This is a genomic window from Peribacillus sp. NPDC097895 (genome assembly GCF_050277555.1).
GTDB lineage: Bacteria > Bacillota > Bacilli > Bacillales > DSM-1321 > Peribacillus.
Genome location: NZ_JBNNSH010000001.1, coordinates 313784 through 337908 on the forward strand (window position 1 = coordinate 313784; position 24125 = coordinate 337908).

The window sequence follows — 24125 nt, forward strand, 5'->3', positions numbered from 1 at the left end:
TCCATATAACGTGAATGCGATCAATAGATAAGGCTTTCGTATTAATGATTAGAGTACTTATGAAAGGAAGTTATAAGATGAAATCGCAGGGATCGCCAATTATTACAGATATGAAGGTTATTCCAGTAGCAGGTTATGATAGTGCGCTACTCACACTAAGTGGCTGTCATGCTCCTTATTTTACTCGTAATATTGTTATTTTAGAAGATGAAACGGGGAATACAGGCATCGGTGAGATTCATGGCGGCGATGATATTACTAGAATGATAGAAAGTTATCGTCCATTTGTGGTAGGACAAGAGATTGCCAATTATAGAGGTTGTATTACTGCAATACGTAAGGGTGGTTTGAGTATAAAAGGTGACTCTGGTGAAGGATTACAAGGATTAAATTTAGCCAATTTAAAATTTGTTGTGCAAGCAGAAGCTGCTGTTGAATGCGCCATGATGGACTTACTTGGTAAATTTGTTAATAAACCAATTGCAGCATTACTTGGCGATGGAGGTATTCAACGGACAGAAGTACCTTTCTTAGGCTATTTATTCTATATCGCAGATATGGAAAAACTCGATCTTCATTATTTACGTGAAACACAATTTAAGGATGATTGGGATCGTGTTAGACGAATTGAAACGTTAACAGCTGAAGGAATTGTAGCTCAAGCAAAAGCAGCTGAAGATCGTTATGGGTTTAAGAGTTTCAAATTAAAAGGTGGAGTACTTCGTGGAGAAGAAGAAATGGAAGCGATTCAAGCTTTACATGAAGCATTCCCTGATTCAAGAATCAATCTTGATCCAAATGGTGCATGGTCATTGGAAGAAGCCATAAAGTTTTGCAAAGGTAAAGGAGATATACTTGCTTATATTGAAGACCCTTGTGGTCCTGAAGCGGGATTCTCTAGCCGTGAAATAATGGCTGAATTTAAGATTGCAACTGGTCTACCTGTTGCAACAAATATGATTGCTACAAATTGGCGTCAATTCCATCATGCAGCAGCACTTAGAGCAGTCGATATTGTGTTAGCTGACCCTCATTTCTGGACATTGAATGGTAGTATCCGTATGGCACATGTATTAAATGATTGGGGCTTGACATGGGGTTCACATTCCAATAACCACTTTGATATTACATTAGCGGCATTTACACAGGTAGCAGCTGCTGCACCAGGAAATATTTCACCAATTGATACACACTATATATGGCAAGATGGCCAAGAATTATGTGATGATTCTTTACAAATTAGAGATGGAGTCATTAAACTGCCTGATAAACCTGGTTTAGGTGTAGAAATAAATATGGATAAAGTTATGAAAGCAAATGAATTATATCGTAGTCTGCCTTATCATGACCGTGATGATTCAACATCTATGCAATATCTAATTAAAGAGTGGAAATATAACTCTAAAAAACCATGTTTGGTGAGATAAACTTTTCGAATGAAAAGAATGGGTAATTACCATGAGTAAAAGAATTAATATTTCTATCTAATAAAGATGAAAGTATTACATTCTACTCATGGTAGTTGCTAAAAAAACATTAATTGTAAGCCCTTACTTTATTAAATTCAAACTCAATGAGAAAAAATAAAAGGTATTAAGCTGCGCGGCGTGTTACTAGAAAAAACAAAAATAGGAGGAAGCTTGATGAACAGTAGCGGTGCTCAACGCCTCAGCAATGAAAATGAATACCCTAAAAAAACCAATGTGCGTTTTATCATACTTGCAATGTTATTTATCGTGACCGTTATAAATTATATTGACCGTTCTGCGTTGGGTATAGCTGCTCCAGTAATGAAAGAAGACCTTGCTTTCGATGCAGTGAAATTGGGAGTCGCTTTTTCAGCCTTTAACTGGGCTTATACCGCATTTAACATTCCAGGCGGGTGGTTACTAGATCGGTTTGGAGCACGAAAAGTTTATGGTGTTGCTTTATTATTGTGGTCCACATTTACTTTTTTTCAAGGATTTATTAGCACCTTACTTGGGTTATTCATTTTAAGATTCTTGGTTGGTATTACTGAAGCTCCATCTTTTCCTGGAAATAGCAGATTGACAACGATGTGGTTTCCACAACATGAACGTGGACGAGCAGTATCGATTTATAACTCTGCACAATATTTTGGATTAGCACTTTTCACACCAGTCATGGCATGGATTTTACAAGAGTTTGGCTGGCACGATGTTTTCTTTGTTGCAGGAGGAGCAGGTATCATTGTAGCAATTTTATGGTTTGTATTTGTACGTGAACCATACAACCATCCTCGTGTAAATCAAGCGGAAATCGATTATATTAATTCAGGTGGAGGCTTAGCAAATAAAGAAGAAAAAAGAAAAGTGAATGGGTCTGATATCCGTCTATTGTTGACAAACAGACAAATGGTCGGAATTTATATTGGTCAGTATGCGTTGAATACAATTGTTTGGTTTTTCTTAACTTGGTTCCCTACTTATCTCGTAACGGAGAAGGGTTTATCTCTGATTCAAACAGGGTTTGCAGCATCGGTACCATATATAGGAGCATTTTTTGGAGGTATCGCTGGTGGGTTCATTTCTGACCTATTATTAAAAAAAGGAAAATCGCTCGCTGTTGCACGTAAAACACCGATTATCACAGGGTTTCTTTTATCCAGCACAATCGTATTAGCTAACTTTACTTCAAATATTTTTCTTCTTATCCTAATCATGTCCATTGCCTTTTTCGCAAAAGGTTTGGCAGGACTTACATGGTCTCTTGTCGGTGATATGGCACCAAAAGAACTTATTGGATTAACTGGCGGTATTTTTAATACCATTGGGAATATCGCAGGTATTGTAACACCACTTGTCATTGGATTTATTTTAGCCAAAACAAATTCTTTTAGTGGTGCCCTAATCTTTGTTGCAAGTGTATTGTTCGTAGGAGCTCTATCCTATATTTTCATAGTAAATAAACCTGAAAGAATCGTATTAATAGATAAAAATTAACATAGGAAAAGAGAACAAACTTATTGAAAATAAAATACGTAAGTTAAAAGTTGTAATGAAGATCCCTAAAAGCATAAGGAATATAATTGAAGCCATTTAAAAAGCAACCTTTATAACTATATCAGACAAGTTTGCTAGCTTATTATATTGAAAGGGTTGGTAAAGTGGATACGAAAACGCAACTAACGGAGGTACCGCTTTATATTAAGGTACATAGGATGGACAATGTCGCCATCGTAGTTAATACCGGGGGCTTGGATCAAGGAACCGTATTCCCTTGTGGGCTTGAATTGAAAGAAAGAATACCACAAGGTCATAAAGTTGCTTTAATGGATATTGTCGAGAATGAAACCATCATCCGCTATGGAGAAGTTATCGGTTATGCGGCAAAATCGATCAGTAAGGGCAGTTGGATTGACGAGTCATTGGTGATATTGCCGGCATCTCCAGATTTAAGGGAATTACCGGTAGCAAATGATATACCCAAAATTTTGCCCCCATTGGAAGGATATACATTTCAAGGATTCCGCAATGAAGATGGCAGTGTTGGAACTAAGAATATATTAGGCATTACAACAAGCGTTCAATGTGTAGTAGGCGTTTTGGATTTCGTCGTGAACCGGATAAAAAAAGAGATTCTCCCGAAGTATCCGAATGTTGAAGATGTTGTCGCTTTAAATCACAACTATGGCTGCGGAGTCGCAATCAATGCACCGGAAGCGGTTATTCCCATCCGCACTATACAGAACCTTGCGAAACACCCTAATTTCGGCGGGGAAGCCTTGGTAGTCGGTTTGGGTTGTGAAAAACTGTCTCCGATGAGAATAAATCCAAGCGGGGACGATTCAGATATCATTTCACTTCAGGATCAGCAGGGGTTTGCGGGAATGGTTCAATCCATCATGGAAATGGCGGAGGAACGATTAATGAAGTTGAACCGCAGGCAGCGGGAGACGTTTCCGGTTTCCGAATTAATCATCGGGACGCAGTGCGGAGGAAGTGATGCATTCTCTGGTGTGACTGCTAACCCTGCAGTTGGATATGCTACAGATCTGTTAGTTAGAGCAGGGGCAACCGTTCTATTTTCTGAAGTCACGGAAGTACGGGATGCGATTCATTTATTGACGCCTCGTGCAGTGAATGAAGAAGTAGGAAAGGCCTTAATAAAGGAAATGGATTGGTATGATAACTACCTAGCTTTGGGTGATGCTGATCGAAGTGCCAATCCGTCGCCCGGAAATAAAAAAGGCGGATTGGCCAATGTAGTGGAAAAATCATTAGGCTCCATTGCCAAATCAGGTAGCAGCCCTATATCAGGCGTACTGGCTCCAGGTGAAAAAGCTGTTGAAAAAGGTCTGATTTTTGCAGCAACACCAGCTAGTGACTTTGTTTGCGGAACGTTACAACTTGCTTCCGGTATGCACCTTCAAGTTTTTTCGACTGGAAGAGGGACACCCTATAATCTATCAGTGGCTTCCGTCATTAAAGTTTCTACAAGAAATACATTGACCGAGCAATGGAAAGATCTGATTGATATAAATGCTGGAACCATCGCTACTGGAGAAGCAACCATAGAGGAAGTTGGGTGGGAAATATTTCACCTTATTTTGGAAGTGGCCAGTGGTAAAAAGAAAACCTGGGCAGAGCATTGGGGTCTGCATAATGATTTGGCATTGTTTAATCCTGCGCCAATTACCTAATAATGATTTACTGGACGGACTTCCTTTTAATAGGGGAAGTTGGTCCTTTTTTTGTTGGCCCAATTTTTACAACCGTCATTATATTTCCTCCAGAAAAGAGGACCGCGGGATTATTAGCAGAAGTTATTAATGAAAGATTGGATTTCATCATGACGAAAAAGGATGATACTGAGGTGCATATCAGGAGGGATAGAATGATCACATTCAGGAATGCGACAGTAAAAGACTTAAGTGAGATAGTTCAGATGCTTGCCGACGATGTATTGGGCAGGAATAGGGAGCGCCATGAAAATCCTCTTCCAAAAAGCTATCTAAAGGCATTTGAAGCAATTGATTTAGATCAGAATAATGAATTGATTGTTGCATGCCGTGGTGAGGAAATCATTGGGGTGCAACAGATCACTTTCACTCCTTATCTTACACATCAAGGTGGTTGGAGAGCGACGGTTGAAGGGGTTCGAACGGCATCTTCAGAACGCGGGAAAGGTATAGGCAGAAAGATGATTCAATTCGCAATAGAGCGTGCAAAGAAGCGGGGCTGCCATATCATTCAGCTGACGACTGATAAAAAGCGGGAGGAATCGCTGCGTTTTTATGAACATTTAGGGTTCACGGCGACTCATGAAGGGCTGAAAATGAAGCTTTAATGCAATCGTTTTTATCCGGCGGCCTTTTAATCTACTGTTAATATTTTTGTTAAGACCGGGTGAAGCCTGTAGTTCTAATAGGTAATCGAATGATGCGGATAGGTTTGACTAATAGGGGGGATTCCATGATAAGAGGTTTATATGAAGCACATTTACCGGTTCGTGATTTGGATCGTTCCATAGCATTTTATGAAGGGCTTGGTTTGCAGTTAGATCATAAGGTTGAAGACAACCTGGCTTTTCTATGGATTGAAAAGGACAAAAGTTGGTTGGGGCTTTGGGAAACGGAAAAAGTGGAGGTTGAGTATCATCCCTCCCTACGGCACATCGCTTTTCAAGTATCATTGGAAGATCTAAAGTGCTCAGTCGCATGGCTTGAAGATAGAGGCTATGCGCCAAGAGAGGCTTTTGGATTTAAACCAATTGAACCTTTCGTGATGCCGCACGGGGAATATGCCCACGCTAAAATTCACTTCAATGATCCAGACGGAAACAGTTTGGAGTTTATTAGTAAACTGGAGAATCCAAAAAAAATCACGAATCGTATGTATTTAAGTGAATGGGAACATGAGTATAGAAGTGAAAAATACGAATGACAAATGGGCGAAAATTTTAAGAATAAGAATGGGAGAATCATAGAATGAATGTCAAAGCGGAATTATATTGGAATGAATTTTGGCAGGGGAAAGACGAAGAAAAACCCCAGGCAGTCAGTGCATGGCAATTCGGGGCCGATCCCGATCATTTGGCTCAATTAGTGATGGATGGGAAAAAAACGGCTACGTGCTCTGGGTATGTTTTTTATGAAACGGAAAATGAACCATTACCATCCGTGGGTGATTACAGCATTATTTTGAGCAGTGAGGATGAGCCCTTAGCCATCATACAAACAGTGAAAGTCGAAGTATTGCCCATGAATGAAGTGAGTGAAGAGTTTGCCATTGCTGAAGGAGAAGGCGATCGAACATATACATACTGGTGGGATGCACATGAAAAATTTTTTAAAGAAGCACTGGACAAAATCGTCCACACCTTTAAAGAAGATATGCTGCTTGTGTGTGAGCGTTTTGTATTGATACATGTAAAGTGAATGTAGGTGGTTCGTTCGGTAGATCAAAATAAAGGATAATCACCTGTTGAACTGTAAAATAGACTTCCTAGATTATGAGAGATTAGTTTAAAATGGGGTTGCTGTGGCAACCTCATTTCTTTTTGGTGTTAATATAAAGTTGAAACGTTCAGTGATTTGCTATAATAGGTCATTGGATTAAAAAACTTATAGAAAGATAGGTCCTAGTCATGAAAAAGAAACTGACATTTATTGGATTTGTGATCCTGATTGTTTTCCTTCTATTACTGGGTACATATAAATTAATGAATTCGAGGACATATCAGGTATTCGGCGGATTAACGGATAAAGTCGAGACGAAAGAAAAAGTGGTCGCTTTGACTTTTGATGATGGTCCTTCGAAGAATGTAAATCAGATCCTTCCGTTATTGGATAAATACGATGTGAAGGCTACGTTCTTCCTGATCGGTAACGAAATCGTAAAGTACCCAAACGAAGCTGGAAAAATAGCGGAAGCAGGACATCAGATTGGAAATCATACGTATTCCCATAGGCGAATGGTTTTTAAATCGCCCACCTATATCAAAACGGAGATCGAGAAAACGGATAAATTAATTCGAAACGCGGGATATAAGGGTGAAATTGACGTTCGGCCACCAAACGGGAAAAAGATTGCAGGTTTGCCTTATTATTTAAACAAAAATGATAGAGAGACGATTACCTGGAATCTGGAACCAGATAGCTATTACACTTACGCATCTGACAAAGTGAAGTATGTGAAGGAACAAATAAAACCTGGGTCAATCATCCTGATGCATCCGATGTATGATGATACGGGTAAAGAACTCCAGGCGATTGAAGGGATTTTACAAGAGTTAACGAACGAAGGATATACGTTTGTAACGGTCAATGAACTTCAAGAGATGTAGGTTTCATTTTCCTTATGAACCTTATGGGGAAATCGGGTTGCTGCGGCGACCCTTTTTTATTATCCCGCTTTGTGAAGGGGAAATATTTAACGATATACTGAATAGTACAAAATGTGGGCGGCATATTGTTTCTTAACGGAATGATGTGGTGGGGCATGTTTTCGTGATATTCCTTCGAGTAAATAAAGTTTTAATAATGGGGCTGGTTACGTTGTATCGGAATAAAAATACCGCTCTGATCATTATTTTAAGTATCCTTTTACTCCTATTCCTTGTTGTGATGGCTTTCCGCAATATCACTGTATACTTTGTGTATAGTTCAGGAATCGGGCCTTTATTGTTTATTGGTCTGATCATATTGGCGATCATTATGCTTTTTTTAAAAGGTTACAAGTAACAAAGTTTTGAAACTTGAGGCTGCTGCGGCAGCCTTTTTTATTTGGAGCGAAAGGCAAAAGGCAAAAGGCAAAAGGCATGGTTCTGCCAAGCCAAATGCTTTGTATTTATATCGAAATTCTTTCACCTTTGTTAATTGTTCTCCATGTAAGGTTTTTCAGTATGTTTGCAGGAGGGGCAATTTTGCTATCAGACTGTTCAGCCTTTTCGAATTAGAAGGGATGGAGATGAAACACTCCAGACTTTAGTATGATGCAACTTAACATCAAACATACTTTTGTCTGTAGCTACATACGTTAACTGCTCAATAAATCTAGGTTAAAAGTTATAATTTCTATACACTCATGTTAGTAATATATGGTAATATTTAAAATGGAATTATTTTCTTTAATTTAAAATCAGGGGTGATGTGCACGTGGAATTTTTTACTAAGTGGTCATTTAAGAACAAGGCTGCCGTTTCATTGGTAACAATCTTTATTTTATTGATAGGAGTTGTTAGTTATTTTAAACTGCCGATGGAATTTTTACCATCCGCGGATAATCCACAGGTTACGATTGTCACAATGGGGCAGGGTACTGATTCGAAAACGATGGAAACGCAGGTTACAGATCCGATTGAAAATGCTGTTACGGGAGTAAAAGGAAAGAGTTCAATCTACTCCACCACTGGAGATGGATTTTCAAAAGTAGATCTATTCTTTGAATCGGGATCGGATATGAAACAAGCAAAACTTGATGTTCAAGAGGCCTTAGCCAATGTAGCGTTGCCACAAAGCATTGCAAAGCCTACTGTTACACAGCTTAATACCTCAATGATTCCGATATCATTTATAGCTGTGACTTTTAAGGACGGTTTAACAGCAAAAAATATAGACTTTACGAAGAAGGAATTAGAGCCTCTATATAAAGATATTAAAGGAGTTTCGGATGTACAGACATTTGGAGTTTCCCAATCTGTTCTTTCCGTCAAAGTGGATAATGAACAACTGGCTAAAAAGAAAGTCTCCATTCAAAACGTCATGAGCGCCCTTAACGGTCAGAATACAGCTCTCGCCGTTGGTGAAAAGGTGATTGATGGGAAGGCAAGTAATATTAAGGTCATCGGGGATTTAACAAGTATTGATAAATTAAAAGCGCTGAAGGTCACTTCAAAAGTCAAACTTGGAGAGATAGCAAAAGTTGATGAAGCGAAAGATGGTAATCTAATCAGCCGTTTTAACGGAAAAGAAAGCATCGATATTAGCATTATCAAGGACAGTCAATCAAATGCTGTCACAATCAGTAAAGAAGTAGAAAAGGTAACAAAAGAAATTAACAAAAAGTATGGTGAACAGAATTCAACCATTTATTTGTCCACAGCTGATATGGTGGAAACTTCTGTTCAGACGATGGTTAAAGAAGTGCTGCTTGGTGCACTATTTGCCACCATAGTGATTATGGTCTTTTTACGAAATGTACGGTCTACTTTCATTACGATCATATCCATCCCGTTATCTCTTGGCTTTACGTTATTTTTGCTGTCATTATCGGGAGTTACGCTGAATATCCTGACGCTAGGCGGGGTTGCTGTAGCGATCGGTCGCTTGGTGGACGATAGTATTGTCGTTATTGAAAATATTTTCCGGAAATTGCAGCAGGAAAAGATGTCAATCCAATTGGTATTGGACGCAACAAAAGAGGTAGGAGTGGCGATAACAGCTTCCACCCTTACTACTGTAGCCGTTTTCTTGCCTGTAGCTTTATTGAACGGAGGGCTTCAAGAATTTCTGCTGCCCTTCGCTTTAACGGTCACTTATTCTTTGCTGGCTTCTTTAATTGTCGCATTAACCGTTGTTCCGTTAATGAGTGCGGGATTGCTGAAAAGAGCGAAGCTGCCAAAACATCGGCCAGCCAAGCGTTTTACGAAGCTTGTTACCTGGTCACTAAACCATAAATGGGTTGTCTTGATTGTTGCGTTGCTGTTGTTTGTCGGTTCCGTTGGTACATATTTTGCCATGCCAAAAGGGGCGATTGATAATTCTTCAGCTGACTATGTCTCCGTGACGTTAACTTATCCAAATGATAAGCCCTTTGATGAAGTAAAAGAAAAAGCGATAGAACTTGAGGAAACCATTCAAGATATGCGTGAAACGGAGAATGTTTTCATGCAACTAGGAAACTCAGCCGAAGCGGCTCAATATGGTGCTGTCACATCACCTACAGAGGCGACTTTCGGTATCTTGGTGAAGGACAAGGAAAACATAGATAAAATCTTGGGGGAAATCGAAAAGCAAAAAGATAGCTATCCTGATGCGAAGCTAACAACCACCGCTTCTTCATTTATGATGGGGGCATCCAAGACGAACATTACGATTGATGTGATTGGCAGCAATGTTGAAGATTTGGAACTGACAGCCAATAAGATCAAAGGAAATATTCAAGATATTAAAGGAATTGAAGACGTTACAACGAACCAAGACGAAAAGAAAACCATTTATTCATTCAAGGTAGATCCATCTAAAGGCAATACAGAACAAATAGGCCAACAATTAGGCATCATGCTTAATAAAACCCCTATCGGCAATATTACGTTAGAGGATAAGCAGACACCTGTTGTCCTTGAACCTGTCTTGGACCCTAAAAAACCGAATGATTTAAAAAATATTCCCATCATGACAGATGGCGGTTTAGTGCCGGTGTCAAAAGTTGCTTCTATAAAGAGCGAAGAGAGTGCAACAACCCAGTTCCATAAAGACGGAGACACGTATCTTCAAGTAACGGCAACAGTCGATCCGACTAAACTTTCCGATATTGCAAGCAAAGTAAATCTTGAGATATTTGGAGACAAGGAGAACAAAGGCCTTGATATTCCGAAAGATGTGGATATTTATGTGGGTGGAGCAAGCGCTCAGCAGACTGATGATTTTACAGACTTGTTCCTGACGATGTTAATTTCCATAGGCATTGTCTTTCTGATCATGGTTATAACATTTAAATCAATGAAAGCACCGATCGCCATTTTATTTTCATTGCCGTTCGCTGCGATCGGAGCCGTGTTAGGCTTGGTCATCAGCCGAATTCCAGTGGATATTACCGCGCTGTTGGGTGCGCTCATGTTAATCGGGATTGTGGTGACAAACGCAATTGTGCTTCTCGATCGGGTTAAGCAAAACGAAGAAAAGATGATTATCCGAGATGCGATCATTGAAGCGACAGCTACAAGATTTCGTCCGATCATTATGACGGCTGTCGCCACCATTTGTGCCATGCTGCCTCTTTTATATAAAAAGGCGGAAACAGGAAGCCTGGTTTCACAAAGCTTAGCCATCGTTGTCATCGGAGGGCTGGCAGTTTCTACATTGCTCACCCTTATCGTCATTCCGTGTATATATGAATTACTATATTTTAAAAAATCGAAAAAACAAAGAAAGAAAAAGAGAGCACCTGTAAGCGAGAACGTCGAGATGTAAGGGAGCTTAATCAAAAAGTTTGTAGAGAAAGCAACGCTTTCTCTACAAACTTTTTTTTATTGGCAGGCATACTTTTTAAAGTTTTTTCAAAAAATGGTTGACTTCCATCTAACCTGTAACTAAAATGATTACAGCAGAGATGATTTCACATACCCATATCATCTCAAAGCAGCACAGTGAATTTGAGGTTCAAATGCAATCTAGATTGTATAGAAGCATATTTTTTTTACTCTCCATTGTAACTGATTTGGTTACAAGTGAGAGCTAATGACATAAAGTGAGGGAATATATTATGACTGTAAAAATTAAAGCTTATTCTGATTTTATATGTCCATTTTGTTTTTTAGGTAAAGGTCCTTTAGACGAAATCGCAAAGGAAAAAGATGTGGAAGTAGAATGGATGCCATTTGAACTGCGTCCAAGTCCATATTCCAAAATTGATCCATTGAAAGAACCAGATAAGTTGAATTCATGGGATGCATATATCCTTCCTACAGCAAAAAAGCTCGGGGTAGATATGCGTTTGCCACGTGTTTCTCCACATCCATATACACATTTGGCTTTTGAGGGGGTTCATTTTGCAAAGGCGCATGGTAAAGGGAGTGAGTTCCACAACAGAGTGTTTGCGGCATTTTTTCAAGAGGAGCAAAATATTGAAGATATTGAAGTATTGACAAAATTAGCGGGTGAAGTTGAACTTCCTGAGGATGCTTTTAGAGAAGCGTTAGTGTCACGAAAGTATCGGGAAGTGCACCAACAAGCTCTTAAACATGCTTACGAAGAAGCAAACATCAGGGCTGTCCCAACGTTTATCATTGGTGATGAAGTGATTCAAGGACTAGCTAGTAAAGAAAGGTTAGCACAAGTCATTGAAAACGAAGAAGCAAAAAATAAACAGAATGAATTTGAAGGCTTGCAATGTGAGGTTAAGGGGAATTGCTAATACCGGTTTGAATATCATTTTATTAAACATAATTTGGAGGAATCAAAATGACAGCAACTACAACAACAATAAAAGATGCAATCATAAATCGCCGTTCCATTCGTAAGTTGAAAAAGAACGAAAATATTACGAGGGGAAAGAATGAATGAAGTTTTAAAAACCGCTTTACATGCACCAACTTCATTTAATATGCAAAGTGGACGAGTGGTGGTAATGATGGATGACGAACATGAAAAATTTTGGGATATAGTAAAAGAAACCCTTCGCTCTCGCGTTCCAGAAGAGAGCTTTGCTGCAACAGTAGAACGATTACAAGGTTTTCGTGATGGAGTAGGTACCATTCTTTTCTTTGAAAACCAAGAAACAATAGAGAAAATGCAGGAAAAAGCACCATCCTATAAAGAACAATTTCCATATTGGTCCCATCAAGGAAGTGCCATGTTGCAGTATGCCATTTGGATGACGTTATCAGCAGAGGGCATTGGGGCATCTTTACAACACTATAATCCAATTATTGATGAAGCAGTGAAGAAAACTTGGGATATTCCAGGGAAATGGAGTTTAATCGCGCAAATGCCATTTGGTGAGCCGAATGAACAACCTGGAGAGAAAACGTTCTTATCTTTTGAAGATGTCGTGAAATTTTATTAATCAAAACTATGAAGTATAAACTGTGAATCTATAAAAATCCGAGCCTTTTTACTTTTAACCGAGTAAAACGGGCTTTTTTTTGTTGAATGAAACTTTATTGTTCGTGATTGTGGCGCTTTATAATTGACAATGAGAATCATTTTCATTTATAGTGGAGGTATATTGAAAGTGATTCTCAATTAGAGGGGTGATATAGATGAAGGTATTCATTGGCTACGTCAGTTTATCCGGTAATACCGAGAAAATGGCGATAAACATTAAGAATAGAATGAAGGCTGTTGGCTGTGAAGTATATATGGAAAGATTGGATACAGTAGAAGTAGATACCTTGAAGGATTTTGATTTAGCCTTTATTGGTTTATATACATGGAATCATGAGGATTTGCCATATGAAGCAAACGAATTTTATGAAGAAATTAGCCAAGTGGATTTTCATGGAGTAAAAGTCGCATTCTTTGGTGCCGGCGACTTGAACCATCCGAAACCTTGTGCTGCTATACATATTCTTTCCGATAAAATGAAGGAATATGGGTTTGATGTCTATGATCGAGTATGGAAAACTCACCAGGAAAGCACAACATATGACGAAATAAGGAAATGTGAAGTCTTTGCGGATCAGGCGCTTATATGGGGAAGCAAAAGGAAGAAATGGCGATTTTTCTTATGGAATCGGATGCTGGGCAACCCAAAATACCAAAAGTCTGCATATTTGTTAAGGAGGGCTCTTGATGATTACCCAATTAAGTACAAAGGCAGAAGCAAAAAAAGAGGAACTTATACAAGAACTTCTGAAATTCGGGATATTTAAAAAATATAATAAACAGCTATACGAGCTACCGATTGTCGTCCTGCAGAAGGAGTTCAATCACTTGAGAGGTGGATTGAAAAATGTCTAGGAAAAGGAAATCTTATAATGTACTGCTCAACGAAAACCGTGAACTTCTCTTGCGTGACAAAATGGAGTTGGAACGGATCTATACAAAAATTGATCAAAAAGCAATTGTTGATATAAAAAAGAAGAAGCAAGTACAATCATGATTGGTTAAAAATGAAAACCGAAATCCATTTTTTGATTTAAGTTCAGTGTGTCGACAAAATGTGGTTCGGAGGGTCTCAATCCCTTTCACGTTTTTATCGAGGTAATGATTACCCGAATTTCTAAACAAGACTGGGATATACTCCATGTTTTTTACTGTAAAGGGGCGGATTTCTGAAAACGACTGGAACGTTTTTTGAGGGTTTGTAAAATTTATGAACGTTGATTTCCACTCCAGGCACTCGCTTTCCGCGGGCGGTCCGGGAGCCTCCTCGGCGCTCTTTGCGCCTGTGGGGTCTCCCTTGGACGCGTACTCCCGCAGGAGTCTCGTACCCTCCGTTCCAATCAACTGGCATTTTTTCAAGAAAAAACTGTAGGCTGGTCCCGCCCCTTGATTAAGACTAATTTATACTCCATGATTTTTTACTGTTTTATATGGGATGAACCCCCTATTAGATTGAAAACTCGCTTTTCTTCGAGTTTGTCTATAGTTTGATTTGAACCGAAATCCTCTTTTTGAATTTCGGTTTTTTTCTTTTGGGTCTGTTATTGAAAGCTGTTGTTTTCCATATTCAACAAACCGTACAGATTAGTTGAAAGAAGGGATTTTCCGGTTGGTTGCCGAATAAAAATCCTTACGCAAAAACTTAGGGGGAGTACTGCAATGGAAAATGTAATAGATGGAATCAATCATTGGATAGGTTTTATACCTGAAGAGTTCAACCGGATGACAGAAAAGGAATTGAATCATCGACCATTGCCACACAAATGGTCAAAAAAAGAGATTTTAGGACATCTATGCGATTCTGCATTGAACAATATGGACAGGTTTATCAGGATTCAGTACGAAGGACAGCCATATGTTATACAATCATATAATCAAGGCCAATGGGTATTAGTCCAGAATTATCAAGAGCGACCAATGGATGAGATCGTTAACCTTTTTTGTACTTTAAATAAGCAAATCATACATATAATAACGAATACACCAAATGATAGATTATCTAATCTTTGTGATATAGGAAATAATCAACTCAAATCATTGGAGTGGCTAATAAAAGATTATCTAGAACATATGGAACATCATATTAACAATCAAATACTAATTAAAAAATAGTGATCTATATAGGTCACTATTTTTTAATTTATCGTTTTTCAGAGCCTTTCTTTAAAGGGGAATGTAAGAATATATATGAAAAGATTTTGCAGGTAATTCGTATATCTTGTTAGATAAGAAGGGAAGATGATCATCGTTAAAATTCATTACAGAAATGAATATCTTATATTACTGATATGAAAAGGCTAAGTGAGTCCTGATTGTAATTCCTTTAAGCTCTTTACAGTTTTTGTTTGTAGGTCGGACGCATTATTACATCTTTTTCTTCTCAATTTGTCACTTTTCGTAACAGCTTGTCATGAAGTTTGGACAAGGTAAACAATACAAGAATAGAGCCGATTAATGTTAACGACATATCCCATTGTGCGTCCCAAATATCACCTTGTGTTCCTAAAAATTCTTTTGAAGCTTTACCGCCTTTTGAAATGATGGCAGCTAGCCATTCGATGATTTCATATAAGGCTCCAATGGCAAGCGCAAAACTTAATGTGACAGCAAATAACCAGGGTCCTTTTGTTAGAGAAGTTTTACGTATTAATATTTCTCTAATTACAATCGCAAATAAACCTTTTAGGAAATGTCCAAAACGATCATAGTGGTTTCGGTTTAGATCGTAATGATCTTTTATCCAATTAAATAGAGGCACTTTTGAGTACGTATAATGGGCACCGATAAACATGGTAATTGAAAGAACGGCAATAACGAAATAGGATAATGTAGTGAGGCGGAATTTATTATATGTGGCAATTACAAAAATCAGAAAAACAACGGCAGGAAGTACTTCCATTGTCCATATCAAGTATCCTTCAGGCTTAATAACTGACCAAATCAAAATTGCAGTAACTAGCAATAGTAATAATAAATGAATCGTTTTACTTTTATCTCTTCCCAATTTTTTCACTCCATTAAATTTATGATATGAACAATAGTAAAAGATTGGAATTATCTACATAGTACTTGATGGATTGGTTGATTCTTTTTTGCAATCGAAAGAATCAAACAGTAGTCTTGAATACTGACTTCTTCCGTGACCTCTAATATCAAAAGTGATAACTTTGAATTCTTTGGATAATTCCTCCATTTGGTATTGGAAATTCACTCTAGTTAGTACAGGAGAATAAAAACAATTGGAATCCCTTTTCCCTTAACAGAATAATACAAGCTAATGCCGTCCACATATAACAATGGCTTGAATATTCACCTCAATAATTTTTCAATCAATCTTTAATCAGAAAGGTCAATTTGAATGGATATACTATTGAATAACTTGATAAGCGCGTTTGGGTTTTAGCTACATAAAAGTAAAATTCCGATTCGAAGAGTGCTTGTATAATATCCCTCCTGAAAGAATTTTCCCTTTAAAACATGTTTTTATTACTAATCATTTTGGTAACAAATATCTTGAATGTTTTGAACAAATTATTATAGTTCAAAAATATAATGAATAAGGTGATTCTGATGAAGGTAAATATGGATAAAATTTTACCAGTTGTCGCTTCAGTCGGTGTAGGTATTCAAGAATATCAATAAATCAAAATAATCCCCTTTAGGGGTTAATTTTTTAAATAAACGGCGTTTCCAAAATACTGACTTTTTGAAATGCATACCATGGATATTTTTTACCATTTTTTATAATTAAAGTAATAAAACACCAATTAAGTAACTCTATACGTTATAATGAATGGGCTCCAAGGAAAGAGACAGAAACCTGCAGGAGTGATCATATGATTGGAGGTTATATGTGTTGAAGAAAAAATTATTGGTCATTATTCCAACAGTTGCCCTGATATTGGCACCACTAGGAACGGGATCATCAATTACTCACGCAGCATCAAAGGGCAGTCAAACCCAGAAAATCGAAACGAAGGCGGAAACGCGCCCGACCCTCAGGAAGGGCTCACGTTCTAGTTATGTAAGAGATTTACAGCAAAGCCTTAAAGATGTTAAATATAATGTAGGCTTTGATGGTATTTTCGGTACCCAAACACAAAATGTGGTAAGGGAGTTTCAAGTGGATCATAACTTGGCTTCAGATGGTATCGTCGGACCGCGGACATGGGCTGCTTTAGATGAAAATAAGGTGGAAAGAAAACAGTTTACGGAGAAAGACGCGATTGCGTTAGGGAAGAAGAAGCTGGGTAACAAGATCATATTCAGCGGTGATGGCAGATTGCTGAAAGATGGCAAAGAAAAATCATATTACAATTTTAAAGCTGCTAATAAAGATTGGATCGATCAAGGTGGCACAGGAACGATTGGGTGGTTCCACATTTATAAAGATGGCCGTGTAGTGGAACAATAAAGGGATATACGTGCAAAGAATGTTCTCACTTTATGTGGGATTTTTTTTATGTAAAGCATGGATATAATAAGAAGACTAAATACATCTATTTTTGGCTATAAATAACATGTAAATATAGATATAATAGTAAATGGACAGCAATTTGGTATAGTGGGCAGCGGTCACTCCTTTTCAGAAAGGGGGTGTCGCTGGTGATTTCTATTATGGACGGACTGATGCTAATGATTTCATTCGCCTCTTTAATCGTCGCAATAATCGCGGTTACATTAAAAAAGTAACCCCCTCCATACCATCCGGCCAGATGTATGTAGGAAAAGGGTTACTTTCATGATTGAGTAGCTACTGACTTACCACAGAAAGCCGCTGCTCTTTATGCAGTTTGCTGTTCATTAAGACGCTGGTTTAACCAGTGTCTTTTTTTTATATTTGTTAGTTATCATTATTATATCCTCATTTTACCTATACATTCAACTAAAAAACATGGAAGAAAGTATATGAAGTTCGAATGAACGGAGGTAAAATCCGTTCATTTCAGATGTAATATCAAACGTTGAGTGAACTGTCAGTTTCCAGTTTGTATAATTTCATTCCTTTATAAGAAACTATCGAAGGAATCAAACATAATAACGCCATCGGGAAACAATAAAGAAGATAGAAATGTCCTCCATTTTCCAACAAGGGAATATAAGCTAAAGCGGCAAAAAGTAAAACGAAAAAAATGATCGTGAAGATCCCGAATGACTGATGATAGAAAGCATGAATTTCCCTTCTTCGTTCTTCTTGATTGGGTAAAGTCTTTGCGGTTTTGTGAGTTCGAAGGAATAGGTACAAGGAGAACATTAGAAATAAAGCGGAAAATGGTAAAGCTAAAGCAAATAAGGAAACGTCTAGAATGGACAGATAAAAGCTGGATAAAAAGAACACCTCTGAAACACCTAATGGAAAACAATAATTGAAGATACTTATACTATTCGGTTGTTTAAGCATGAAATCCCTCCTTCTATATAATAGTATGCAACTGCTTTCATGTTCACCACTTTGTCACATTTAAAAGAAAAAATAAATATTCCAAGCTGCCCCCAGGATTGACGTTTTCCTGTAGAAATAAGCCCCGCTGGCTAACTAGTCAAAGGGGCAATCTTATGGAGGTTTATTGGATATTGAATAGAGTCCTTACTTATTACGAATAGTATTAAAATATCGGTTAAAGGGGGGATTGTGGCAGTGACTGTAAAAATGGCGATGAAAGGAATCCTGATCGTTCTTCTATTATATCTCCTTTATGTAGTGGCGACGGCAGTGGTTCTTTTTTACTTCCCTAAAGAAAAAGAAGAAGATAGGATGACTAATCATATTCGTTCATATTTGGGAGAGAAGGACTCCACCGTGGATCGCGTACTGCTTCTCGAAGACGGATATGAGTCGGGACTAGCCCGAATGCAAATGATTCAGGATGCCCAGTATTCAATCGACATTGCCTACTACTCTATTTCAAAGGGCGAAACAAGCGAGCTTCTTCTGGGAGCACTGCTCGAAGCTGCTGACCGCGGTGTCAAGATCCGAATCCTTCTGGACGGCATTTGCCATGGCCTGAGGGGAGAATTAAGCAGTGTCCGTTATGCACTGGCCTCGCATGAAAATATTGAATTAAGGTATTATGAAACCTTTAAACCTTTTAAGCCTTGGACCTGGCACAATCGACTTCATGACAAAATCATGACCGTAGATGGGAAGTTAGGCATCATCGGAGGCAGAAATATCGCCGATAAGTATTTAGCAAACCAACCGCCAAAGGATTTTGTTTACGACCGGGATGTACTCATTTTTAATGCTAAACAGGAGAGAGATAGTGTAATCAATGATATGAAGGACTATTTGAATGAATTATGGACTCATCCGTATACGAGCGATGTTTTTTCGGACCTATCTAAAAGGCAAACTGAAAAAGGAAAACGTGAAAGAGATGCATTATCAAGTCAATACAGCAAGGCGATGCAAACGAAAGCCGATTTCGTTAATCCAGTCGTCGATTGGAGCACGTCAACAACCGCTACTAAAAAGGTGTCCTTCATTCATAATCCAATCGAACGTTTCTATAAACACCCTTTTGTGTGGCGATCTCTAGTGGATATTGCAGCGGAAGCCAATAAGTCAGTATTCATCCAGAGTCCCTATATTGTTCCTGCCGATATGTTGAAGGAGAACGTGCCGAAGAAAATGGATTCAACGGCTGATTGGACCATACTCACTAACTCGGTGACTTCAACCCCGAATGTGATCGCTTTTTCCGGTTACTTGGCACTTAGGGATGATATCGTCGAGACAGGGGCAAGGCTTTATGAATATTCGAAGCTTTATTCATTACATGGTAAATCGGTTGTATATGATCAACGATTAAGTGCAGTTGGTTCCTTCAATTTGGATTCACGATCTGCTTTTTTAAACACAGAATCAATGGTGGTCATTGATAGTGAAACATTTGCGGAGCAATTGATAGGGGCTATCGAGTCGAAAATCGCTGATAGTACACTTGTTGCGGACAAGAAACGATATATACAACCACCTGAAGATCAGAAAAAGGAGCAGTCTTTTTTTAAAGCCACCTTTTTAAATGCCCTCTCGAAAATCACAGTATATCTCAACAGGTTCATTTGAATAATGATAAAAAGGACAGCAATCAAGGATTGTTGTCTTTTTAGCCTTTTTGCAGAGATTATCTAATGAATGTATAATTTGCTATACTTGAGCAAGCTAATCTACATATCTATCCGAAGGAGAACAGAAACATGCAAACATTACAGCACCTTTCGAAACATATCGTCTACCTGCCGCCAGTTCAGGAAACAGATCGGCCGATTCTTGCCGCCGTTACTGGAAACAAAAAAACGCTCATCATCGATGCCGGTAACTCTGTCCGGCATGCACAGCTCTTTCAGGACGAATTACTTCGGAATGATCTAAGCGGGAATTTCCTCGTTCTTACCCATTCCCACTGGGACCATGTATTCGGACTGGAGAATATCGAGATTCCGGTGATTTGTCAGGAAAAAACATATACGAACATTAAAGATATGCAGCTGCTTTCATGGGAAGATGAGGCTCTTGATCAACGGGTCAAAGAAGGGACGGAGATTCCATTTTGTGCGGATGCAATCAAATTGGAACTTGAGACGAATCGAGAGATTTCCCTGCCTCTGCCAGATATGATCTTTGAAAAAAAGATGACAATTGATCTAGGGAATGTAACCTGTGTCATTGAACACGTTGGCGGTGATCATGCAAAGGATTCCTGCATCATTTATGTTCCAGAGGAAAAAACATTATTTCTCGGAGACTGCCTTTATGCCAATCTTTATGCTGAAAAATGGAATTATACGGCCGAACAGGCTTCGCTGCTCGTTCAAAAAATTGAGGATTATGATGCCGATACCTATATTCTTTCCCATCATGATCAGCCTTGCACGAGACTGAAAATGGAGGCAGAACTTAAGCTAATGAAAGAATGTGCCAGAGCCGTGGTCGATCATCGGGGAAATCGAGCTTTAATGGAACAGGATATGGCTAAAGTGTTAAACCGGAAATTAACGGAAGATGAGCTTGAAACGCTTGGATTTTTTGTGAATGGGTATGTTGAGTGAAGTGTAAACCTATATGAAAAGCCGCTTCGTAAAATGAACACTTTAAGGTGCGGTTGGGTTATGAGTTGGTTTTAACTGGGCTCATGCCCTTTAATTTGCCCTTTCTCCGCAACAGTCCTCAATAAGCTCATTGATAGTCCCTGCAAAAAATCGAGTAATAGAACAAAACTTATTGGGAAAGAAGAAAAACCAACAAAACCTTTTCAGCCACCAACACATCCTTATGAATTATAAAAAGAGCGCGAGGAGCTACGCAACGTGGTCGTTAACGCGGATTATTCCAGCAGGAGCCGGACAATGTGAGGCTTCTTTTTTTGTCCGAAAGTTGTAGTTCGGCGGCATAGTTATTGTGGGGCTGAAAAATAGGGGAGGAATGGTTTTATTGCAGATGTTCTTAGCCATTATTCATTTTTTAGTGTTACGTCAACAGAGATAATTAGCATCCAAACGTTTTACGGGATCATGAAAATCTACTAGTTAGACAGGAAAAGTAAGTACACTGCCTGAGTACGATCATAACCAAAAAGTAATATGCGAAGGCCAATACTAACGGTGCATCCCTAAGCCTTAATTCTGGAACCGTTTATTATAACTAAAATGAAAAAGCTCCCTTAGGGGAGTCTTTTATCGCTTGCACATGTATCACGCGTGAGGATTCCAACCATATGGATCACTTCTAAAGGGCTTCTTTTTAAATTCTATAAACAAAAGGGCTTTTATAGGCTTTTGCTCTTTGTTTGGAGGTAGTCATAGCCCTTAGTTGTCTTTGTGAGATTGGCGGTACAATTACTGTTCCTGAGGGATACATAATGTTGTTTTTGTCATCTAAATGACGTGCATTAACTAACAAGGCATGCCCAAATTCATGAGCTAAGATATCCATATTTTCTTGTTGGAATGTACTGTATGTCATGACAACATTACCTAAAGTTCCGTTACCATTCCATCTGACGTTACCAATAGCCTTTCCATCTTGAAGGTCTTGTGCATGAATGTAAAACACAGCAAGTCCAGTTTGACGGCGACAATTACCTTTTCTTAATGCTCTAAAAACTTTCTCTAGCTGCGCCGCCTTTAAAGGCACGAAGATCCTTGCTAAAGTGGCATTAACGCCTAAACCACACTTCCGTGCTCCTTCTCTAGTTCTTAAATCACAAATATTCGGCCGAAAATCAATTCCCCATATGTCACTGGCGTATTCAAATTGTGTTTTTATATCTTCTTCTCTTACTCCAGCAGCGTTACCTAAAATGAAAACACAAACATCGGTTTTATACCGAGTACTCTGACCGTTGGCGTTCAGACTGTTATTCTTACTAGACTTTTGCCTCTTATTCTTACTGGTTTTCTTATTTTTATTCTTTGACAAAGCATTCATCCTTTTTGTTTATAAAATTGCCACATGATTAATAAATGCATAAACTCCTCAATATGTTTGGACAACCCTAAACAAAAAATTGAATGAACAAAGGATTTAAAAAGCTCCCTAAAGGAGCTTTCAGACTGTAGACAAACACGATAGAAATCGAATTTGCCTACAGTTTTTTTTATGGCTTTTACAATTTGAACGTTGATTGGAACGTAAGGCACTCGCTTTCCGCGGGCGGTCCGCCCTCGGCTTGCGCCTGCGGGGTCTCCCGTAGACGCGCTTTTCTAAGCAGGAGTCTCGAACACCCGCCCCAATCAACTTTGTTTTAACATTTAGATAGAACTTATTCCTAAATTAAAATAGAAGTTAGGTGATAACGATGCTTTCTGAATATGATTTTATTCAGCGAGATCAACTTGAAATGGTTACTTTAGTTCAACTCGTGCGAGCGAACCATTTGGTTCGTGAAATGGAGGCAGCCATTGACTTCAATCGATACTTGGGCGACCTACCTTTGTATATATATCTTTCACCAAATCATAAATGAAAGTCAAAACAGTTTGCCTATTCATTCCACGCGGCCGCAGACTGCAATGGTTTTGTATTAGGAACGATTGTAACACCTGGCAATACACAGGACTGTCATATTTTAGAGCCACTTGTAGTTTAATAGAATAAATTCCCCCTGTATAATAAGGTGGGAATTTATTATGGATTTTGGTTTTATTAATAAACACGTTTTTGTAGGAAAGGCAAAGAACAAATGGAACCGTTATCAAGCTGGGCGAATTGTTGGTATCGGTAATGATCGGTATTTCATAGTAAGATTTGAAGATGGAAGGAAAACGTGGATTGGGAAAAATTGGATTATAATTCAGTAAGACTCCTTTAGGGGATGAAGTGAACGTATGAATCTCTTTTGAGGTTCTTTTTTTGTTTCCACGACAAATAGCCAAAAGGAGCTTATCCCTTGCGGCTAATTTCGCTAGTCCTCGATTTAGCTTGCTTCTCCCAACTTTCGTCAAAGTCATGGAAATTCGCTCGTTAGCATAAAAACACAAAATTATGTTTTTTTGTATTGTGACATAATTCAGCAAGTACTTAAATCCCTACACCTGTATCAGAACCCAAATATACTACTATAAAAACTGCACCCTAATTGTTAGATGTTGTCTAACAATTAGGGTGCAGTTCAAATGATTAATTATGAGCTTTTTCCAAAGCTAGCTTTATCCCGAAACCAATTAAGACCGTCCCGGTTATACCCTCGAAAATCGCTTGGGTTCTAGGCTTTTTCATAAAAGCACTGATTTGGTTCAGCAGATAGATATAAAATACAAACCATAATGCAGTTAAAACGGTATACGTTATGCCCATGATCAGGAACGGTAAAAACGTATCATTTCCTGGATTCACGAACTGAGGCAGAAACGTTAAAAAAAAGACGGCAACTTTAGGGTTCAGCAGGTTGGTAAGGAACCCTTGCTTAAAGCAAGACTGGTTTTCGTACTTACTTTTGACTGACGTTTCCGCCGCTGCGGCCACTTGCTTATTTTTTAATCCCCATAAGGTCTTGAAGCCTAGATATACCAAGTAAACGGCACCGACATATTTGAAGATGGAAAATAGTAAAGCCGATTTCACAATGATGGCTGAAAGTCCGAACACGGCGGCTGATGTATGAATAAGCAGGGCACAGCACGTGCCGAACATCGTTTTAAAACCTCCCGACGTCCCAACGGTAACGGTGTTCCTTGTGGCTATTGCTGTATCTGGACCAGGTAAGATGATGAGAAGAATGCACATGATGATGAACAAATAAAAGTTTTCCATATTTGGACCTCCACTCTTGGTGATGAATTCTGAAAATTATAACATAGATGTACTTGGTTTAGGGAGATAAATTAGATAGTT

General features: G+C 38.6%; 22 protein-coding genes and 2 pseudogenes. 19 read left to right on the top strand and 5 right to left on the bottom strand.

The annotated features are described in order from the left end of the window. Window positions 1-77 precede the first annotated feature (77 nt). The 15 genes and pseudogenes from ACQKMH_RS01410 to ACQKMH_RS01480 all read left to right on the top strand — a co-directional run bounded on the left by ACQKMH_RS01410 (window position 78) and on the right by ACQKMH_RS01480 (window position 14902). A complete protein-coding gene (locus ACQKMH_RS01410) occupies window positions 78-1427 on the top strand; it encodes a glucarate dehydratase family protein (RefSeq protein WP_427585745.1) in 1350 nt (449 codons plus the stop codon). Between the two features lie 216 nt (window positions 1428-1643). Further along, window positions 1644-2963, top strand: coding sequence for an MFS transporter (locus ACQKMH_RS01415; protein WP_427585746.1), 1320 nt, complete (start codon window positions 1644-1646; stop codon window positions 2961-2963). A gap of 164 nt (window positions 2964-3127) precedes the next feature. Continuing rightward, complete coding sequence (gene garD / locus ACQKMH_RS01420) at window positions 3128-4663, top strand: galactarate dehydratase (protein ID WP_427585747.1); 1536 nt, start codon at window positions 3128-3130, stop codon at window positions 4661-4663. 194 nt (window positions 4664-4857) lie between these two features. Further along, entirely contained in the window at window positions 4858-5310 is a 453-nt protein-coding gene (locus tag ACQKMH_RS01425; protein WP_427585748.1) for an N-acetyltransferase family protein, read from the top strand. Window positions 5311-5435: 125 nt separating this feature from the next. After that, window positions 5436-5906 (top strand): VOC family protein, encoded by a 471-nt coding sequence (locus tag ACQKMH_RS01430; RefSeq protein ID WP_427585749.1) that lies wholly within the window; start codon window positions 5436-5438, stop codon window positions 5904-5906. Window positions 5907-5950: 44 nt separating this feature from the next. Next, complete coding sequence (locus ACQKMH_RS01435; protein ID WP_427585750.1) at window positions 5951-6400, top strand: ASCH domain-containing protein; 450 nt, start codon at window positions 5951-5953, stop codon at window positions 6398-6400. A gap of 209 nt (window positions 6401-6609) precedes the next feature. Further along, complete coding sequence (locus tag ACQKMH_RS01440; protein WP_427585751.1) at window positions 6610-7308, top strand: polysaccharide deacetylase family protein; 699 nt, start codon at window positions 6610-6612, stop codon at window positions 7306-7308. Window positions 7309-7519: 211 nt separating this feature from the next. Then, window positions 7520-7705 (top strand): hypothetical protein, encoded by a 186-nt coding sequence (locus ACQKMH_RS01445; RefSeq protein WP_230161374.1) that lies wholly within the window; start codon window positions 7520-7522, stop codon window positions 7703-7705. Between the two features lie 414 nt (window positions 7706-8119). Beyond that, the gene (locus ACQKMH_RS01450; RefSeq protein WP_427585752.1) at window positions 8120-11155 is read left to right on the top strand and encodes an efflux RND transporter permease subunit; all 3036 of its coding nucleotides are present in this window, start codon (window positions 8120-8122) and stop codon (window positions 11153-11155) included. Window positions 11156-11447: 292 nt separating this feature from the next. After that, window positions 11448-12098: a DsbA family oxidoreductase gene (locus tag ACQKMH_RS01455; RefSeq protein ID WP_427585753.1), complete on the top strand. Its 651-nt coding sequence runs from the start codon at window positions 11448-11450 to the stop codon at window positions 12096-12098. 47 nt (window positions 12099-12145) lie between these two features. Further along, a pseudogene (locus ACQKMH_RS01460) lies at window positions 12146-12749 on the top strand (nitroreductase family protein). A gap of 196 nt (window positions 12750-12945) precedes the next feature. Continuing rightward, window positions 12946-13557: a flavodoxin domain-containing protein gene (locus ACQKMH_RS01465; protein WP_427585754.1), complete on the top strand. Its 612-nt coding sequence runs from the start codon at window positions 12946-12948 to the stop codon at window positions 13555-13557. After that, window positions 13478-13645: a Fur-regulated basic protein FbpA gene (locus ACQKMH_RS01470; RefSeq protein ID WP_230161365.1), complete on the top strand. Its 168-nt coding sequence runs from the start codon at window positions 13478-13480 to the stop codon at window positions 13643-13645. Before ACQKMH_RS01465 ends, ACQKMH_RS01470 begins: the two co-directional genes overlap by 80 nt. Then, window positions 13638-13787, top strand: coding sequence for an FbpB family small basic protein (locus ACQKMH_RS01475; protein WP_427585755.1), 150 nt, complete (start codon window positions 13638-13640; stop codon window positions 13785-13787). Before ACQKMH_RS01470 ends, ACQKMH_RS01475 begins: the two co-directional genes overlap by 8 nt. 662 nt (window positions 13788-14449) lie before the next feature. After that, window positions 14450-14902 (top strand): DinB family protein, encoded by a 453-nt coding sequence (locus ACQKMH_RS01480; RefSeq protein WP_427585756.1) that lies wholly within the window; start codon window positions 14450-14452, stop codon window positions 14900-14902. A gap of 268 nt (window positions 14903-15170) precedes the next feature. On the opposite strand, the gene ACQKMH_RS01485 is transcribed toward ACQKMH_RS01480, so the two are convergent. Then, on the bottom strand, window positions 15171-15803 hold the full coding sequence (locus ACQKMH_RS01485; protein WP_427585757.1) for a DUF2238 domain-containing protein: 633 nt from the start codon (window positions 15801-15803) through the stop codon (window positions 15171-15173). A gap of 105 nt (window positions 15804-15908) precedes the next feature. Then, window positions 15909-16099, bottom strand: a pseudogene (locus tag ACQKMH_RS01490) (alpha/beta fold hydrolase); the annotation flags it as partial. 544 nt (window positions 16100-16643) lie between these two features. On the opposite strand from ACQKMH_RS01490, the gene ACQKMH_RS01495 reads away from it, so the two are divergent. Beyond that, window positions 16644-17204, top strand: coding sequence for a peptidoglycan-binding domain-containing protein (locus tag ACQKMH_RS01495; RefSeq protein ID WP_427585758.1), 561 nt, complete (start codon window positions 16644-16646; stop codon window positions 17202-17204). A 543-nt stretch (window positions 17205-17747) separates the two neighbouring features. Here ACQKMH_RS01495 and ACQKMH_RS01500 read toward each other — a convergent pair. After that, window positions 17748-18191: a hypothetical protein gene (locus ACQKMH_RS01500; RefSeq protein ID WP_427585759.1), complete on the bottom strand. Its 444-nt coding sequence runs from the start codon at window positions 18189-18191 to the stop codon at window positions 17748-17750. Window positions 18192-18422: 231 nt separating this feature from the next. On the opposite strand from ACQKMH_RS01500, the gene ACQKMH_RS01505 reads away from it, so the two are divergent. After that, a complete protein-coding gene (locus ACQKMH_RS01505; protein WP_427585760.1) occupies window positions 18423-19859 on the top strand; it encodes a phospholipase D-like domain-containing protein in 1437 nt (478 codons plus the stop codon). Window positions 19860-19990: 131 nt separating this feature from the next. Next, window positions 19991-20842 carry an MBL fold metallo-hydrolase gene (locus ACQKMH_RS01510; RefSeq protein WP_427585761.1) on the top strand — a complete coding sequence of 284 codons (852 nt, stop codon included), beginning with the start codon at window positions 19991-19993 and terminating at the stop codon, window positions 20840-20842. Window positions 20843-21533: 691 nt separating this feature from the next. Here the strand turns inward: ACQKMH_RS01510 and ACQKMH_RS01515 are convergent. Then, a complete protein-coding gene (locus ACQKMH_RS01515; RefSeq protein WP_427585762.1) occupies window positions 21534-22211 on the bottom strand; it encodes a hypothetical protein in 678 nt (225 codons plus the stop codon). A 710-nt stretch (window positions 22212-22921) separates the two neighbouring features. Between ACQKMH_RS01515 and ACQKMH_RS01520 the strand changes: the two genes are divergently transcribed. Next, on the top strand, window positions 22922-23092 hold the full coding sequence (locus ACQKMH_RS01520; RefSeq protein ID WP_427585763.1) for a hypothetical protein: 171 nt from the start codon (window positions 22922-22924) through the stop codon (window positions 23090-23092). 319 nt (window positions 23093-23411) lie between these two features. Here ACQKMH_RS01520 and ACQKMH_RS01525 read toward each other — a convergent pair whose 3' ends face one another. Continuing rightward, window positions 23412-24044, bottom strand: coding sequence for a LysE family translocator (locus ACQKMH_RS01525; protein WP_377447842.1), 633 nt, complete (start codon window positions 24042-24044; stop codon window positions 23412-23414). Window positions 24045-24125 lie beyond the last annotated feature (81 nt).

Bases quoted from the DNA above. Each gene is read 5' to 3' on its own strand.
- ACQKMH_RS01425 (WP_427585748.1), top strand. From the start codon at position 4,858: ATGATCACATTCAGGAATGCGACAGTAAAAGACTTAAGTGAGATAGTT.
- ACQKMH_RS01415 (WP_427585746.1), top strand. From the start codon at position 1,644: ATGAACAGTAGCGGTGCTCAACGCCTCAGCAATGAAAATGAATACCCT.
- ACQKMH_RS01455 (WP_427585753.1), top strand. From the start codon at position 11,448: ATGACTGTAAAAATTAAAGCTTATTCTGATTTTATATGTCCATTTTGT.
- ACQKMH_RS01480 (WP_427585756.1), top strand. From the start codon at position 14,450: ATGGAAAATGTAATAGATGGAATCAATCATTGGATAGGTTTTATACCT.
- ACQKMH_RS01410 (WP_427585745.1), top strand. From the start codon at position 78: ATGAAATCGCAGGGATCGCCAATTATTACAGATATGAAGGTTATTCCA.
- ACQKMH_RS01475 (WP_427585755.1), top strand. From the start codon at position 13,638: ATGTCTAGGAAAAGGAAATCTTATAATGTACTGCTCAACGAAAACCGT.
- ACQKMH_RS01520 (WP_427585763.1), top strand. From the start codon at position 22,922: ATGGATTTTGGTTTTATTAATAAACACGTTTTTGTAGGAAAGGCAAAG.
- ACQKMH_RS01510 (WP_427585761.1), top strand. From the start codon at position 19,991: ATGCAAACATTACAGCACCTTTCGAAACATATCGTCTACCTGCCGCCA.
- ACQKMH_RS01435 (WP_427585750.1), top strand. From the start codon at position 5,951: ATGAATGTCAAAGCGGAATTATATTGGAATGAATTTTGGCAGGGGAAA.
- ACQKMH_RS01440 (WP_427585751.1), top strand. From the start codon at position 6,610: ATGAAAAAGAAACTGACATTTATTGGATTTGTGATCCTGATTGTTTTC.
- ACQKMH_RS01430 (WP_427585749.1), top strand. From the start codon at position 5,436: ATGATAAGAGGTTTATATGAAGCACATTTACCGGTTCGTGATTTGGAT.
- ACQKMH_RS01470 (WP_230161365.1), top strand. From the start codon at position 13,478: ATGATTACCCAATTAAGTACAAAGGCAGAAGCAAAAAAAGAGGAACTT.
- ACQKMH_RS01465 (WP_427585754.1), top strand. From the start codon at position 12,946: ATGAAGGTATTCATTGGCTACGTCAGTTTATCCGGTAATACCGAGAAA.
- ACQKMH_RS01525 (WP_377447842.1), bottom strand. From the start codon at position 24,044: ATGGAAAACTTTTATTTGTTCATCATCATGTGCATTCTTCTCATCATC.
- ACQKMH_RS01500 (WP_427585759.1), bottom strand. From the start codon at position 18,191: ATGCTTAAACAACCGAATAGTATAAGTATCTTCAATTATTGTTTTCCA.